14 protein-coding genes are annotated in these 14,908 nt (G+C 32.3%); 5 read left to right on the plus strand and 9 right to left on the minus strand.

Going from position 1 to position 14,908, the window contains the following annotated elements; translation table 11 throughout:
- Window positions 1-32: 32 nt before the first annotated feature.
- On the plus strand, window positions 33-806 hold the full coding sequence (locus tag BXU10_RS21525; protein ID WP_078229546.1) for a T9SS type A sorting domain-containing protein: 774 nt from the start codon (window positions 33-35) through the stop codon (window positions 804-806).
- 291 nt (window positions 807-1,097) lie between these two features.
- On the opposite strand, the gene BXU10_RS21530 is transcribed toward BXU10_RS21525, so the two are convergent.
- On the minus strand, window positions 1,098-2,123 hold the full coding sequence (locus tag BXU10_RS21530; RefSeq protein WP_078229547.1) for an AraC family transcriptional regulator: 1,026 nt from the start codon (window positions 2,121-2,123) through the stop codon (window positions 1,098-1,100).
- Window positions 2,124-2,291: 168 nt separating this feature from the next.
- Here BXU10_RS21530 and BXU10_RS21535 point away from each other — a divergent pair, with 168 nt between their 5' ends.
- The 3 genes from BXU10_RS21535 (at window position 2,292) to BXU10_RS21545 (ending at window position 3,975) form a co-directional block, all read left to right on the plus strand.
- Complete coding sequence (locus BXU10_RS21535) at window positions 2,292-2,780, plus strand: DNA-deoxyinosine glycosylase (protein WP_078229548.1); 489 nt, start codon at window positions 2,292-2,294, stop codon at window positions 2,778-2,780.
- Window positions 2,781-2,872: 92 nt separating this feature from the next.
- Window positions 2,873-3,460 (plus strand): DUF4142 domain-containing protein, encoded by a 588-nt coding sequence (locus tag BXU10_RS21540; protein ID WP_078229549.1) that lies wholly within the window; start codon window positions 2,873-2,875, stop codon window positions 3,458-3,460.
- Between the two features lie 80 nt (window positions 3,461-3,540).
- Window positions 3,541-3,975, plus strand: coding sequence for a DUF6526 family protein (locus BXU10_RS21545; protein ID WP_078229550.1), 435 nt, complete (start codon window positions 3,541-3,543; stop codon window positions 3,973-3,975).
- Between the two features lie 124 nt (window positions 3,976-4,099).
- On the opposite strand, the gene BXU10_RS21550 is transcribed toward BXU10_RS21545, so the two are convergent.
- The 4 genes from BXU10_RS21550 to BXU10_RS21570 form a co-directional block, all read right to left on the minus strand.
- Window positions 4,100-5,335, minus strand: a complete 1,236-nt coding sequence (locus BXU10_RS21550; protein WP_078229551.1) for a sterol desaturase family protein — start codon at window positions 5,333-5,335, stop codon at window positions 4,100-4,102.
- A 139-nt stretch (window positions 5,336-5,474) separates the two neighbouring features.
- The gene (locus tag BXU10_RS21555; RefSeq protein ID WP_189328115.1) at window positions 5,475-6,761 is read right to left on the minus strand and encodes a Glu/Leu/Phe/Val dehydrogenase; all 1,287 of its coding nucleotides are present in this window, start codon (window positions 6,759-6,761) and stop codon (window positions 5,475-5,477) included.
- A 466-nt stretch (window positions 6,762-7,227) separates the two neighbouring features.
- On the minus strand, window positions 7,228-8,082 hold the full coding sequence (locus BXU10_RS21565) for a DMT family transporter (RefSeq protein WP_078229553.1): 855 nt from the start codon (window positions 8,080-8,082) through the stop codon (window positions 7,228-7,230).
- Window positions 8,083-8,178: 96 nt separating this feature from the next.
- Window positions 8,179-9,090: an EamA family transporter gene (locus BXU10_RS21570; protein ID WP_078229554.1), complete on the minus strand. Its 912-nt coding sequence runs from the start codon at window positions 9,088-9,090 to the stop codon at window positions 8,179-8,181.
- Between the two features lie 176 nt (window positions 9,091-9,266).
- Between BXU10_RS21570 and BXU10_RS21575 the strand changes: the two genes are divergently transcribed.
- A complete protein-coding gene (locus tag BXU10_RS21575) occupies window positions 9,267-10,691 on the plus strand; it encodes a PLP-dependent aminotransferase family protein (protein ID WP_078229555.1) in 1,425 nt (474 codons plus the stop codon).
- A gap of 220 nt (window positions 10,692-10,911) precedes the next feature.
- Here BXU10_RS21575 and BXU10_RS21580 read toward each other — a convergent pair whose 3' ends face one another.
- The 4 genes from BXU10_RS21580 to BXU10_RS21595 form a co-directional block, all read right to left on the minus strand.
- Window positions 10,912-11,859 (minus strand): bestrophin family protein, encoded by a 948-nt coding sequence (locus BXU10_RS21580; protein ID WP_031454781.1) that lies wholly within the window; start codon window positions 11,857-11,859, stop codon window positions 10,912-10,914.
- A 118-nt stretch (window positions 11,860-11,977) separates the two neighbouring features.
- On the minus strand, window positions 11,978-12,694 hold the full coding sequence (locus BXU10_RS21585) for a universal stress protein (RefSeq protein WP_078229556.1): 717 nt from the start codon (window positions 12,692-12,694) through the stop codon (window positions 11,978-11,980).
- A gap of 77 nt (window positions 12,695-12,771) precedes the next feature.
- Window positions 12,772-14,175 carry a HAMP domain-containing sensor histidine kinase gene (locus tag BXU10_RS21590; RefSeq protein ID WP_031454783.1) on the minus strand — a complete coding sequence of 468 codons (1,404 nt, stop codon included), beginning with the start codon at window positions 14,173-14,175 and terminating at the stop codon, window positions 12,772-12,774.
- Window position 14,176: 1 nt separating this feature from the next.
- Window positions 14,177-14,851, minus strand: a complete 675-nt coding sequence (locus tag BXU10_RS21595; RefSeq protein ID WP_078229557.1) for a response regulator transcription factor — start codon at window positions 14,849-14,851, stop codon at window positions 14,177-14,179.
- Window positions 14,852-14,908 lie beyond the last annotated feature (57 nt).

Genomic DNA, 14,908 nt, shown 5'->3' on the forward strand with positions numbered 1-14,908 from the left:
AAAACACAAATAGTGTCGGGATAAAGAAAATTATGAGAAAAATTATTTTAGGCTTAATTGCCACGGTTTCAATTTCAAATTTGTCATTTGGACAAGCAACATTAGAACATTCATATACTTCTAATTACAAATTTAAAGATCTCCCAAATGCTTTTAAAACAGAAACTGGATTAAACTATTATACTGTTGAAGGAACTAATATAATGAAAATTTACAATAGTTCACATAACTTAACAAATACCTTATCAATTCCGTTAGATAATAATTATAGATTACATGGCATAATTGGTGCTTCAGATAAATTATTTAATACTAATTCAACAATTGAATTTTTAGTTTTTACATATAACACAATTGATTATGATTATAAGTTAGTGTTAATTGACCAGAATGGTGTTGTTTTACAAAATTTTGGAGAATGTTACGACGCATATATTATTAAAGGTTTATCAGATGATTTCAAACTAGTTACTACTAATCGTATTAATACAAATGGCGGTGACAATAGTATTTACAAAATATATTCTTTGCCAGGCACAACTTTAGGAACAGTTTCAGTAAATAGAGAATCAAATTTATTTATAGGATATCCAAATCCAACAGAAAATAATATAACAATTACAAATAATTTAGAAAATGGTAAAAATGGAACTTTAGAAGTTTTTGACATTAATGGAAAAAAAGTTTTGAATAAAAACGTAATTGGAGAAGAAAACGGAGAAATCAATTTGAATGTAACAGAATTAAGTAATGGTATTTATACATATAAATTAAACGGACAAACAAACAGATTTATAAAAAAATAAAAGAAAAAAAATCAGGTAACAGCGGTTTGCAAAAATTGGGGCTTTGGTCTTGAATTTACACATTGTTTTGTACTTTTGTGTTCATTGATTAATCGAAGTTTAAGCTGATCAAATCTCCAACTTCTGCAAGCCACAAGCCACAAGACGCTATCGCTCATCTGGCAAATCCTAATAATGAGCTTAATTTAGTCCCAAACCCGCTGTAGTACCAGAATCTACATAGTAACTTATCCATCACATAAAGTTAAAAAATAATCAATAACCAAATCTTAGCATCTCAGAGTTCTTAAATTATGCCGTAATAGCCACCTGATTTTGATTGAATTTATATTCTTTTGGACTACAGTTGAATTTTTGCTTGAAGATTTTAGAAAAATAACTTCTACTTGTAAAACCAATGCAATACACTATTTCGGAAATATTTAAATCTGAATTTTTAATTAAAATTTCGGCTTTTAATATTCGCATATGAGTAATAAAATCATTGACCGTTCTGTCATGGATCATTTTAAAACCTTCCTGCAGTTTGTTTGGTGATAAACCCGATTTCTTGCTAAGCGATTTAATGGTAAATTGCTCTTCGGGAGTTTCTTTTATAAGATCTGAAAGCTTTTTTATTTCTTCCATTTCCTTTAGAGTAAGGCAGTTTGTTTCTTTCAAACAATTATTCATATCATCAGAATGCTGCTGAATCTCCATTGCCAGAATAATTTTCAAAATACCTTCTTTCAACAAATTCCGAACAATTCCGGTTTGGGTAACAGCATTTAATTGTTCTATTTTTTCTGCTATTTTCAAATTATATGAACCGAGATAGAAAAAATTTCCATCCCTATTTTTTTCAAAGAAAGTTTCTTTTACTTTAAAATTGAAAAAATTATTTTCAGATGTATCAGTATTTTGAGTTCCTACTACAATTAAAGTAACTCTGGTATTGGTGTTTTTATCGAAAAATAAAATATTATCTTCTTTTTGCTTTGATGAAACTATAGCAGTCTGAAATTTTTTTAACTTTCTTTCAACTCCGGACATTCCAAAACTATGTGATAAACTTCCCTTAGAACAATAAGCAAAATAAACCGGCAAAATATCCGGATTCCCAATACTGATTTTTACATCTTCAGAAAAAGTCATATCAAACTGTAAACAGGAAACTGAATCACTGAAAGAGGATCCTACAATGCTACCTTTGGCAAAATTATTGCTGACTTCTAAGCCATATTCATCTGAATCAAAAATTATTTCTCCTCCTAAGCTTAATGTTAGTTCTTCAAATATATTTTTAATCTTATCGTTATGTATAGTTACTATTTTCATTTGGGCGGATTTAAATTTTAAATATATCTTTAGTCAACAAAACAGATCCATTATTTTAATTAAAAAACCTGAACTACAAAATTCGTTCAGAACACCATTAATTATGTTATATAATTTTTGAGTTTTGTTTTATAATTACTTCTATAACATTCTCTTATTCGTTTAAATATGAAAAGTTTTTCTTTTGCTCCAATTGCTCAACCCAATGCAACAATTCTGATTTTAGGAACAATGCCCGGTACAAAATCACTTGAAATACAGCAGTATTATGGTCATATAAGAAATAATTTCTGGCGATTTATGTTTGAAATTTTGGAGGAAGATTTCTCTACTGATTATAAAATAAGAAAGGCCCTTTTACTGAAAAATAAAATCGCCTTATGGGATGTTTTGCAATTTTGTGATAGAATTGGAAGTCTGGACAGTGCTATTAAAAATGAAATCACAAATGATTTTGAACTTTTTTTTAAGCAGCACCCCAATATTAAAACTATTGTTTTTAACGGACAGAAGGCAGCAGCTTTTTTTAAAAAACATGTTTCATTAAAAATCAATGATTATCATTTTATAACCATGCCTTCAACAAGTCCTGCCAACGCCGGCAAATCATTTGACGCAAAATTCAATGAATGGAAAACCATCAAAGAATTTATATAGGTTTGAATGATATAACATTATGAATTCAAAATGTAAAATATCAGGCAGATGTTTAAATAATTTTATCATTATAAATTTTAAACATATAAATTATGAAAAAGATACTTTTAATAAGCAAAGTAGTTTTAGGAACAGGAATTTTGTTATTGAGTTTAAATTCTTGTAAAAATGAATCAAAACAAGAAGATCCAAAAGAAGTTGCTGAAGACCAAAATGAAGCTAAATTTGACAGCATTGATTCAAAAGAAGATGATTCTGAATTTTTAGTTGATGCAGCAGAAATAAATCTGGCTGAAATCGAAATTGGAAAACTTGCTCAATCAAAAAGTACAAATGCCGAAGTCAAAAAATTTGGTAAAATGCTGGTAGACGAACATACAAAGTCAGCCGGAGAAGTAAAAACTATTGCAGACAGCAAAAATTTTTCATTACCAACTTCGATTACTGAAGAAGGAAAAGAAGAATATAATAAACTAAATGAAAAATCTGGTGTCGATTTTGATAAAAAATTTGCCGATATGATGATTGACGGTCACGAAAAAGCAATCAATAAATTCACTAAAGCCGCAGAAAAAGCAAACGATCCAGAAATAAAAACATGGGCTTCAAATAATGTTGCCGCTTTGACTGCACATCTTCAACATGCTAAACAACTTAAGCAGGATTTAGATAAAAAATAAAATTGGTTACTTTAGATTTATTTAGGTTAAAAGCTATTCTATTTTAGGATAGCTTTTTTTAGATTTACAAGAAAATAATTATGAAAACACAATCTTACAAAAATCATATACGGTTTTACCCACCGCATCATTTTGTATATTATCCAATTTTGATAATGTTCATGCTTTTTGCAATTTACTTTGCATTTACAACTGCTGAGAAACTTTTATGGGGATTTATAACCGTGATTTTTATATTCCTTTTTTGTCTCGCCTTTATGCTGCGCCAGCATTATGCTTTGATTTTACAAAACAGAATCGTTAAACTTGAACTTCGGTATCGCTACTTTGTACTTACCGGAACCAGATTTGAAACTATTGAATATAAATTTACTGAAGACCAGCTTTTTGCTTTTCGATTTGCTTCAGATACTGAGTTTCTATCTTTAATTGATCGTGCACTTGCAGAAAATCTATCCGGCGATGCCATCAAACAAGCTATTGTAAATTGGAAGGGGGATTATAATCGTGTATAACAACACAGGAAACCTACTAATTGAGTATGATTGAGAATAAAAAACTTTTGCGTTCAGCACGAATAATTTTAATCTTCAAAAACGAGTCGTTTAATTTTGTAAATCAAACGACTCGTTTTTTCTTTTATTCTACCTCATATTCTGAATTATCCAATTGAAGCACCACATTTTGATAACGTTTACTAAGCGAGAACAACTGTTCAACAAAAATCATAATGGCTAATGGAATAAAGAAGAATGAAGTTAAGTCTTCTTCATATAAAAAATAGGTTGTTACAATAAAAATTCGGCCATATTCCAGATAATACATCCATTTTCGCTGTTCCAGTAAAGCACCGCAATTCACTAATGTGATTAGGATAAATGCCAATACAAAGACTTTATCAATCCCATCTAAAAGATCAAAATAATAAGTAAAAACAGTTAGAATCAAAGTACAGATTCCTAATTGAATATAAAGGTAATTTCTAAATCGCAATCTTTGATGTGGATTGCTTTTATCCTGCAAAAATCGTTTTTCTAATGTTGGCCTAATATCCTGATCCATGTGTGCAGGACTACCAAAAACAGCTTTCCATCTTACTTTAAAACCCTTTGAGCGTTTCCATAATTCATAAATCTCGAAGTAATAATGAGTATGCTGCCACAGAAAACTATAGCTTTTTAACGGATGGGTTAAACCGTATTTTGGTTTCTCCTCCTCCTCTTGAAAAGTTCCAAAAATACGGTCCCAAAAAGTAAACATATCTCCGTAATTCTTATCTAAATATTTTTCGTCAGAGGCGTGATGTACTCCGTGAATGGAAGGTGTTACAAAAACATATTCCAGCCATTTTATTTTACCGATAAGTTGTGTATGGGTAAAAAATGAATAGGCTCCATGCACAATCAGCATAGTAATAACCATAGCCGGATGAAACCCGACAAGCGGAAGAACACACCAAAAACCAGTTCTTACGACAGCCTGAAAAGTAGTAATTCTGGCAGCAGCAGTAAAGTTAAACTCTTCGCTATGGTGATGTACAATATGTGCCGCCCAGAAAAAATTAACTTCATGCCCAAGCCTGTGATACCAATACCACACAAAATCAGTTGCAAGAATTAAGGCAAACCATACAAAAATATTGCTCGGAATATCCAACAGCCTGTAATTGTTATAAATAAAATAATACAACTGATAAAAACTTGCAGCAATAAAAAGATTGATTAATCTTTCTGCAATACCAATACTAATATTCGAAACCGAGCTTTCGTAATTGAAAATCTCCGGTTTTTTTCTGCGCTGTATCAGCTTATATTCCAAAAATAAAAAAATGAAAAACGCAGGCATTGCAAACGCAAGAAAATTAATATGTTCCATTTTTTAAAAATTATTTTTTGACTCTAAACAACTTATTTTCAATTCTGTTAATGAAAGAAAAGAAATTTTCATTAATTGATTTTAACTGTCTGTCAGACATTCCATTAATAAAAAATTCTTTTCTTATTATGTATAATTCTTAGTTCTGTTTGTATTTTGACGCTTCTAAGGCTATATCTTTTACCGACTGTGTGTCGGCAACTTTTTGCAAAGCAATAATATAGGCAGCGATACGAGGCGTAACGTTATGTTTTGCTGCAACTCTGAAAACAGTTTCAAAACCTTTTTCTAAAATATCTTCCAGTCGCTTGTTAATTTGATGGATTCTCCAGGATTCCAAAAGCGAGTTCTGAAGCCATTCGAAGTATGAAACTGTTACCCCACCTGCATTCGCCAAAATATCCGGAACAACCAGTACATTATTATCATGCAGAATTTTATCCGCATCAGACGAAACAGGGCCATTAGCACCTTCTACTATTATTTTTGCCTTGATATCACCTGCGTTTTTTTGTGTAATTACATCTTCTTTCGCAGCAGGAATCAGCACATCAACATCCAAAAGCAATAACTCTTCATGTTTGATCGCAACTGAATTTGGATAGCCTTTGATACTCTTATTGTTGAGGTTATAATACAAAATCAGTTCCGGAATATTCAGTCCATCCGGATTATAAAACGCTTCTGATACATCGCTTACAGCAACCACTTTTAATCCTTTTTCATATAAAAATAAAGCTGAATGCAATCCAACATTTCCAAATCCCTGAATGGCAACTGAAGATCTGGCCGGTCTTAATTTTAATTTTTGCAGTGCCAGAAGCGTAATGATACTTACCCCTTTTCCTGTTGCTTCTACCCTTCCCAAAGAACCCCCTGAATGCAAATGTTTTCCTGTTACCACAGCATGAATCGTTTTTCCGTGTACTAAAGAAAACTCATCCATTAGCCAGCCCATTTCGTCCGGACCTGTTCCCATATCCGGTGCAGGAACATCTTTTTCCGGACCAAAAATATCAGATAATGCTTTTGTATACGCTCTTGTAATTTTTTCTAATTCTGTTTTTGAATGCTCTCTGGGGTCGCAAATAATTCCGCCTTTTGCTCCTCCAAACGGAATTCCGGTTACAGCAGATTTCCAAGTCATCCAGGCTGCCAGTGCTTTTACCTCATCAAGGTTTACAGCTTTATCATAACGTATTCCCCCTTTTGATGGTCCTAACGCTGTATTATGAATCACCCTGTAGCCTTCAAAATTTTGAATTTTACCATTGTCAAGTGTAATCGAAAAATTTACAACAATTTGTTTTTCCGGTTTTTGTAATTTCTGTATGATCGAATCATCAAGGTTTAAAATATCGGCTGCGATATTAAAACGATCAATCATAGACTGAAAAGGATTCTGTTTAATTATTTCTAGGCTCATAATTTTTTAGGTTTAAGATTTTATTCAATTGATTTTGAAATTTTATATTTTAAAGTCTTCTGTTATGTACAAAAGATATTTACGTTTTCCTGTCTCTCATTACTGTAGCTGCGACATGGGATTTTCATCAGACAGCATTGCATCAGTGTATTGGTGTATTTATTTGATCTCATATCTGTGTTTTTAAATAAATTCTAAAAAAAGCCTTTCACGGGTATGAAAGGCTAAAAAAAAAATAACTAACAAGTACTTTCTCTATTAACGCCATTTCAAGACATGATTCAACATACAGCACATCGTGGAGCTGCAATTGAAAGACATCATATGTTGGCTATAGTTCTTCATTGTTATGGCAAATTTATAAATATATTTTACAAATTCTATAGAATTGATAGAGTTTATTTTAAAAAAAAACAAAAATATTTACAAAAACCTTGTAAATCAAGCTATTACAAGAGAATAAATTTTACCTTATTTGAGAAAAAACAATGAAAAAAATTGCAATTAAGGCTAAAATGACCCCAATAAAATTGGTTTTAGATAATTTTTCCCTGAAAAAAAAGAGACCGACAAGAGTTCCTAAAACAATAACCCCCATATTCATTCCGGCAAAAACTGTCGACGGATTTTCAGAAAATGCTTTATGTGCTTTAAGATAAAATAGTATGTTTCCAAAATTAAAAAGCCCTACCAGTGCTCCAAAAAGAATATTTTTAGAATCAAATTTTACATTTTTGGAAAAATACATATAAACAGCCACAAATGTAGAAACCAACAAAGCAATACAAAAAACAACAAATAATGAAGTTGTGTAAGGTAAAGCGTTATAGAGTGCAATTTGTTTAAAAAGAACATCAATTAAACCAAAACCGCATAAAACTATGGCCGGATAAAGCCATTTATTCTGCTCATTTTGGGTTGGTTTTCTTAAAATCAGTAAAAGTGCAAAAAAACCAGTTACAAGTCCAACTAACTTATAAAGATTGAATTCTTCCTTAAAAATAAACCAGGCAGCCAGTATTGGAATAAAGAGTGATAATCGTTGAGCAGCATCTGTTTTTACAATTCCCATATGTTTAATGGATATTGCTAAAAACAAAAAAACAACAGGCAGCAGAAAACCGATTGCCAAATAAATATTCCACGGAGCGTTTGTGGTAACCTCAACCAGACTTGGAGTAAACGAAAAATAACAAAATAGTAGTGCAAATACATAATTGAAAGTAATTATCTGAGCCGGATTGCAATTGTAATTACGTGTTATTTTAAAAATGACACCAACTGTCACACTGCAAATGATACTTAAAACCAGAAATAACATATTACTATTTTTACTGTAAAAGTAGTATTTAAACTCATTCAAAAAAAGCAGAAGATTACCAAAACTTCCCTCAAACTTTAATGTTCTGTATACTTTTTAATTTTTAGCGGCTACTACATTTTTTACTTTCTTAGCAAAAATATGATTCGAGTTAAAAACCAATACCGCCAGGAAAATAATACTATATGCCAGAATCTGTAGCGGAGTTATTTTCTCTTTATAAACAAAACAAGCCAGACCAAAAGCAATCATCGGGTTAATATTTAACAGCATTCCAACTGTTGAAGAATTGATTCCGCCCAATGCATATAAATTTAAAAACAACGGTATAATTGTAAAAAATATAGCAATGGTTTCGATACAAAAGTAAAACGTAAGTTCAGTAGGTACCGGACCGCTATATACCGGATAAAACGGTACCAGCAACAAAGCCGCCACAGATATATGGAATGTCAGGATAATAAACTTGTCAAAGCCTTTATTAACACGCTGGCTTACTAAATAACACGCATAAGTAAATCCGATAATGATACTAAAAAACATATCCATAATGTCTGCATACGACAACAACAAACAGCCCGAAATACTTAATCCAACCGAAAGCCATTGTGTTTTTCCCAGTTTTTCATGCAGTACAAAATAGGCCAGCAGTGTTGTTAAAATTGGGCAAACCAAATATGCAAGTGAGGTCGCTTTCACACTTACATGGTTCATTACATAAATAAATGTAAACCAGTTGGCCATTAGAAAAAAGCTTCCGCCAATATTAAGTAAGATGGTGTATCTCTTTTTAGAAGCAGATAAAGAATTGAAAACCTCAATTGTCTCCTTAATTTTTTTGCGTTTGAACAAAAAAGCAATTAAGAGCATTAAAATACTACAGCTAAAAACACGGTAAAATAAAATATCCATTGAAGCATATTCATGAATTGGTTTTAGCACAAGACTAAAAAATCCCCAAACGGTGTAAGCAGTAATAGCTGCCAGGTAATATTTTGTAGTTTTCATGATGTTTCTTTTGGTGTATATCTGATGAAGCAAATTTCTTAAAAATAAAACAGCAATACAGATACAGTTTTTGTAAATTGCACCATAACAGTTTTATTTTATGAAATCACTAAAATCGTATAAACTGAAAGAATAAAAATCGCGATACGATGTTTCATTAAACACTATTATCTCATATGAAAAACTCAAACTACCTGTATTTGCAATTTGCCGATGTTATTGAAAAACAAATAAAATCGGGTCTTTTAAGTGTGGGAGACAAATTACCTTCGATTAGGGAAGTATGTGCAGAAACAGGCTACAGCATGAGTACAGTCAGCAAAGCGTATTATGAAATCGAAAGCAGATCTCTAATCGAATCAAGACCACAATCGGGCTATTATGTAAGCAATATTTCGGCAAGAATTGTTCCCGAACCAACAGCCAGCTCCCCTATTCTGACCACACAAAATATTGAAAGAGAAGATTTAATTGATTTGGTTTATGGAAATATGACAGATAAAAACGTTACCATGCTTTCATTAGGTTTTCCATCAAATGAACTTCTTCCGATAGCAAAACTAAATAAGGGTATGGTTCAGGCAATGCGGCAACTACCCAATAGTGGTACCAGTTATGAAGAAATACAGGGCAATGTTAATCTTAGAAAAGAAATCGCACGCTGGTCTTTTGCATGGGGAGGATCTCTAACAGAAGATGACATTATAACTACTCCGGGCTGCGTGAGTGCGATGTCACATTGCTTAATGACGGTTACAAAACCGGGAGATACCATTATTACAGAAAGCCCCGTTTATTTTGGCGTTTTACAACTGGCTAAATCTCTAGGTTTGTATGTTATGGAACTGCCCACCAATATAACAACGGGAATAGAATTAGATGCTTTAAAAAAAGCTATTTCGACTAAAAAAATTAAGGCTTGTGTGTTAATGAGTAATTTCAGCAATCCCTCGGGAAGTATGATGCCTAATGAACACAAGGAAGAAACCGTTCGCTTAATGGAATTACATAATATTCCGTTAATTGAAGATGATATTCACGGTGATTTATATTTTGGCTCAGCCAGACCAACAAATTGCAAAACGTATGATAAAAGCGGAATCGTGATGTGCTGCAGTTCGGTTTCTAAAACTTTGGCACCGGGATATCGTGTAGGCTGGGTTATTCCAGGGAAATTCAAAAAAGAAATTTTACGGACAAAATTATACCATACCATCTCTTCACCTACCATTACACATGAAGTTGTGGGTGATTTTTTGAAAAACGGCCGCTATGAAAATCATCTTCGTAAAATTCGTCAGATTCTGAATCATAATTGCAGTAATTACATCAACACTATTTTAGAATCTTTTCCAAAAGGCACAAAGGTAAGTCAGCCACAGGGCGGTTTTTTTCTTTGGATCGAACTCGATAAAAAAATAGATACTGCCGAATTTTATCATTTGGCCATGAAACACAATATCAGCATTGCTCCCGGTCGTATTTTTTCTTTTCAGGATCAGTTCTCCAATTGTATGCGTTTGAGTTTTGGTTTGCCATGGACAAATGAATTACGCCAATCTATACAAACATTAGGTAAACTGGCTGCCAAAAGTATTTAAAATTAACACATAACGACATCGTTTTTCTTTGTACATAAACACACTCACTAATATACAAACATACAGTTATATTGAAAATCCGGATTTTTCAAGCCTCTTTTAATTTGGACTTTAATCTATTCATCTGTGTATTTAAAATCTCTATTAAAACATAAAAAAACCGGACAGTACAACTACTCACTGACCGGTCAACAATTAAAATACCAAAATTAACTTTAATTTATAAAACAAAATAAGCGTTGCTGTCCACTTTTTTAGGTTCGTCTTCTAAATCAAACTCTTTTAGAATATCAAATTCGCTTTGATATTCATTCAGCATTTGTTTAATATTTTTTTCGATTGTGTTTGCAATAGTCGTAACAGGTGTGTCTGTTGGCCTGTTTTCGAAAGGATCCTGTAAATGAATTGCCATTCTTTCGATTAAAAAGAAAGCAGCGGCAATAGCGACAATTAATGGAATAGCAAACCAGCTCAATACGCTTGTTAATCCAAAAGGCAGTAACAAAATAAACAAACACAGTGTTAATCGGATATACATGCTGTAAGTGGTTGGAAAAATGGTGTTTTTAATTCGTTCACATTTACCCATTTCATCGCATAGTCTCGACAAGGTATTATCAATTTCTACTTGTTGATACATATTGATTCGCTTGTCATTTTTTGCATTTCGAAGATCACGTGCATGCAGCATCAAAATCGCATTTGGTATATTCTGATGATTTTTGATGTACTTTAATTCCTCTTCACTTATCAATCCCTTAAGTGGTTTTATGGCATCTTTATTTCTAAGTGCCTGACCTAAACTATAGCACCATGCAATTTGTCTTTTAGCAAAATTCTCTTTGAATTCACTCGCTCCAACAGAAAAATCAGGATCTTTATAAAAGGTTAAAACCTGGCGGATTAATGTTCTGGAATCATTTACAATTGCTCCCCATACAATTCGGGCTTCCCACCATCTATCGTAAGCCTGATTGGATTTAAAGGCTAATAATAACGATATAATTGTACCAATCATGGTTGGAATAGCAATCGGAATATCTACAGGAAGCGTAACAAAATAGTGATGAAAAACCTCAAATACTATAGTGTATGCGGCTACTAGGGCAAGTTCTACTTTAATTTTCCCGAGAACGTACTTCATTGGTATTCTTTTCTTTAATAACATATTTTCGGTTTTAAATTAATATTACAGGGATTGAGTCTTAGTAATTAATGAATAGCTATAGCTCTGTATTTTTTAATATTTATTGCGTTCAAAGGCTAATTTTTATTCACTAAAACTATTAAACCAGCTCCTCATATAATGAAAGTATCGGAAGTCCGAGTTTTTCATTAATATTTTGTTTTTTTGATTTTTTAAATTTTATTTTTTCTCCTTTTCGGGTTTCAACCAAAAGATCAATTTCGTATTTTGAAATTGCTTCAGATAAAGGCGTCATATTTTCGAGATCTTCAGTTTTTGAAGCCTGACTTACAATTTCATAAGAGAAATTATCATTAAGAAACTGCTGTACATCTTTTACATGCATGTTGGCATTGCTATTTTCAATATAAAGTGCTTTATTGAAATCTTCCCTGAATTGTTCGTTCCCTAAATGCAGAATTGGGCATTTTTGATTTCCTGCCAATTGTATCAGATAATGATGAATACGCTTGGTTTCCTGTTTATACGAATTAGATAAGATTATTAATTTTACAGAAAAATGATCAATAATTCCTCTAAAAACAGGAGAAGAAATCCCGTATTGATTATGAATTTTAATTTTGCAGTTTTGAGTATGATCGATCATATACCTGCAGGTTGCTAAAACCTCTTCCTGACTTTTGGTAAGTCCGGTTCGCATTTCGCGCAAAAAATTAGATGATGAAAAAGAATCGGGAGTTTCTGCAATCATCATTAAAACAATTTCACAATCTGATTTTTTTGCTTGGTTTATCGCCCATTTTACAGCAGAAATTGTATCGTCTTTTAAAGTAGTGGGTATCAGGAAATTTTTCATATGTATAATCTTTTAGTATATACAGACAAAATAACTACCTGAAAATTAGAAGGGTCTTAATCTAAAATTAGAATTTTCTAAGATTCAACATTAGAATTTTTAATATTCCTCTTTTTAATGTTTGATTTGTTAAAAATGATAGTCACAATCGTTCCTTTATCCTGTTCTGATTGTACCTGAATTTCCCCATCGTGCATACGGATAATTTTGGAAGCCAGGGGAAGCCCCAACCCGTAACCAATATATTTGGCTGCAATTTTTCCTCTGAAAAAAGGCTCGTACAAATGCGGGATATCTTCTGGCGGAATTCCTATTCCAATATCATTGATCGAAATTTTTATCGCCTCATTATTGGCTGAAAGCGTTACAAAAACCTCATTATTATCAGAATATTTTACACCATTGGTAATAATATTATTGATGGCCAGTTCTAAAAGTGGTTTGTTGCACGGAATCAACAACAAATTGGAATCTTTAGGGGCAAAATTAAGTTTGATACTCACGCGGTTGTCAGGAAAAATTTTATCCAAATCTGACTTAACTTCCAATAATAACTCATCGATTCGGGCAATATCCAAAACTTGTTTGTTTCCGTCGTACCCTGTTTGCGTTAGCTTAAGAAGGCTTTCAGTTAAATTTCCTAATCTGGAAGCCTGACTGTAAATATTCTCTAATGACTGAACATATTCTGAAACCGGACGTTCTTTCATCAACATAATTTCAGCTTCAGCAATTATGGTTGTAATTGGCGTTTTTAACTCGTGTGATGCATTGTTAATAAAATTTGCCTGAATTTCAAAAGAAGTTTCCAGTCGGTCCAGCATGTCATTGAACGTTTCTGTAAGATCTGAAATTTCATCAGCATTTTTAACTTCCGGCAATCTGTTATGGAGATTCGAAGCACTAATTCTATTTACTTCTTTCGTAATCCTGGCTACTGGATTGATGACTCTTTTTGCCAAAAAGCGTCCTAAAAAAAAGGCCAGGAGTATAAAACCGATGCCTCCAAACAGCAATATCTTTACAATATAAACGGTAGTCGTTTTCCCTCTTCGGTCGCGTGCCCCAACAATTACAATATATTTTTGATCTCTTTCTGTAAAAACCTGACCTAAATAATACTTGCTGTTAATCTCAAAATAATCTTTGCCTGTCTGCAGAATATTGGAGTAAAATTCATTCGGTAGATTTAATTTGGTATTATAATCAAAACTATTGGCACTGTTGATCTTAAGAACATATTCTTCTTCTTCGATAAGTTCTTCGAGCCCGTTTTTCTTTAAATTACTGTAATATTTTATTTTTTCGGGATCATGCTGAAAATGAATAGAAGCCACAATTTTAGACCTGTCTTCAAGTCTTTTTAAGAAATGATAACGATTATTTTCTCTAAATAAAACGAATACAATTATGCTCAATAGCAAAGTACTAAAGGTAGAAAGTGCTACGTAAGTAAAAGTAATTCTTTTTCTAATATCCATTTTATGGCTGTATAACATAACCCAAACCTTTCGTGGTATGAATAAGTTTGGTTTTGAAGGGTTTGTCTATTTTTTTTCTTAAATACGTAATATAAACATCAACAACATTTGTATTCATATCAAAATTAATATCCCAGACATTATCCAAAATCTGATCCCGCGATACAATTCTGCCACTGTTTTTCGCTAAATAATACAGTAATTTAAATTCTTTGGCAGTTAAAATTATCTGTTCTCCATCTCTTTTAACCGTTTTTGCACGGCCGTTTATTTCGAGATCGCCAATGGTGATCACATCGACTCTGTCTATATCCTGATTGGCTCTTCGGTTTAAGGCATTTACTCTTGCATCGAGTTCTCCAAATTTAAAAGGCTTAACCAAATAATCATCAGCACCGGCATTGAGTCCTGTAACAATATTCTCAGAAGTTCCAAGGGCTGTCAGAAGCAAAACAGGTACAAAGTTTTTGCTGGCGCGTAATCTTCTGCAAATTTCAATTCCGTTAATATCCGGAAGCATTACATCTAAAACTACTACATCAAAAGTATAATTATGAATCATTTCCAATGCCGTTTTACCATCCAGAGCAACGCTGACATCGTTATTATTTTCAGCGAATCCTTTTCGTAAAATGGAAAGTAGATTTGGTTCGTCTTCGACTATGAGTAATTTCATTTGAATAAATGTATGAATAACAAAAATAAGGATTGAAACGTAAATACAAATTACTTA

This window comes from Flavobacterium sp. LM4 (assembly GCF_002017935.1).
In the GTDB taxonomy this organism is placed as follows: domain Bacteria; phylum Bacteroidota; class Bacteroidia; order Flavobacteriales; family Flavobacteriaceae; genus Flavobacterium; species Flavobacterium chungangense.

Bases quoted from the DNA above. Each gene is read 5' to 3' on its own strand.
- BXU10_RS21595 (WP_078229557.1), bottom strand. From the start codon at position 14,851: ATGAAATTACTCATAGTCGAAGACGAACCAAATCTACTTTCCATTTTA.
- BXU10_RS21585 (WP_078229556.1), bottom strand. From the start codon at position 12,694: ATGAAAAATTTCCTGATACCCACTACTTTAAAAGACGATACAATTTCT.
- BXU10_RS21530 (WP_078229547.1), bottom strand. From the start codon at position 2,123: ATGAAAATAGTAACTATACATAACGATAAGATTAAAAATATATTTGAA.
- BXU10_RS21565 (WP_078229553.1), bottom strand. From the start codon at position 8,082: ATGTTATTTCTGGTTTTAAGTATCATTTGCAGTGTGACAGTTGGTGTC.
- BXU10_RS21555 (WP_189328115.1), bottom strand. From the start codon at position 6,761: ATGAGCCTAGAAATAATTAAACAGAATCCTTTTCAGTCTATGATTGAT.
- BXU10_RS21590 (WP_031454783.1), bottom strand. From the start codon at position 14,175: ATGGATATTAGAAAAAGAATTACTTTTACTTACGTAGCACTTTCTACC.
- BXU10_RS21575 (WP_078229555.1), top strand. From the start codon at position 9,267: ATGAAAAACTCAAACTACCTGTATTTGCAATTTGCCGATGTTATTGAA.
- BXU10_RS21550 (WP_078229551.1), bottom strand. From the start codon at position 5,335: ATGGAACATATTAATTTTCTTGCGTTTGCAATGCCTGCGTTTTTCATT.
- BXU10_RS21540 (WP_078229549.1), top strand. From the start codon at position 2,873: ATGAAAAAGATACTTTTAATAAGCAAAGTAGTTTTAGGAACAGGAATT.
- BXU10_RS21535 (WP_078229548.1), top strand. From the start codon at position 2,292: ATGAAAAGTTTTTCTTTTGCTCCAATTGCTCAACCCAATGCAACAATT.
- BXU10_RS21580 (WP_031454781.1), bottom strand. From the start codon at position 11,859: ATGTTATTAAAGAAAAGAATACCAATGAAGTACGTTCTCGGGAAAATT.
- BXU10_RS21570 (WP_078229554.1), bottom strand. From the start codon at position 9,090: ATGAAAACTACAAAATATTACCTGGCAGCTATTACTGCTTACACCGTT.
- BXU10_RS21545 (WP_078229550.1), top strand. From the start codon at position 3,541: ATGAAAACACAATCTTACAAAAATCATATACGGTTTTACCCACCGCAT.
- BXU10_RS21525 (WP_078229546.1), top strand. From the start codon at position 33: ATGAGAAAAATTATTTTAGGCTTAATTGCCACGGTTTCAATTTCAAAT.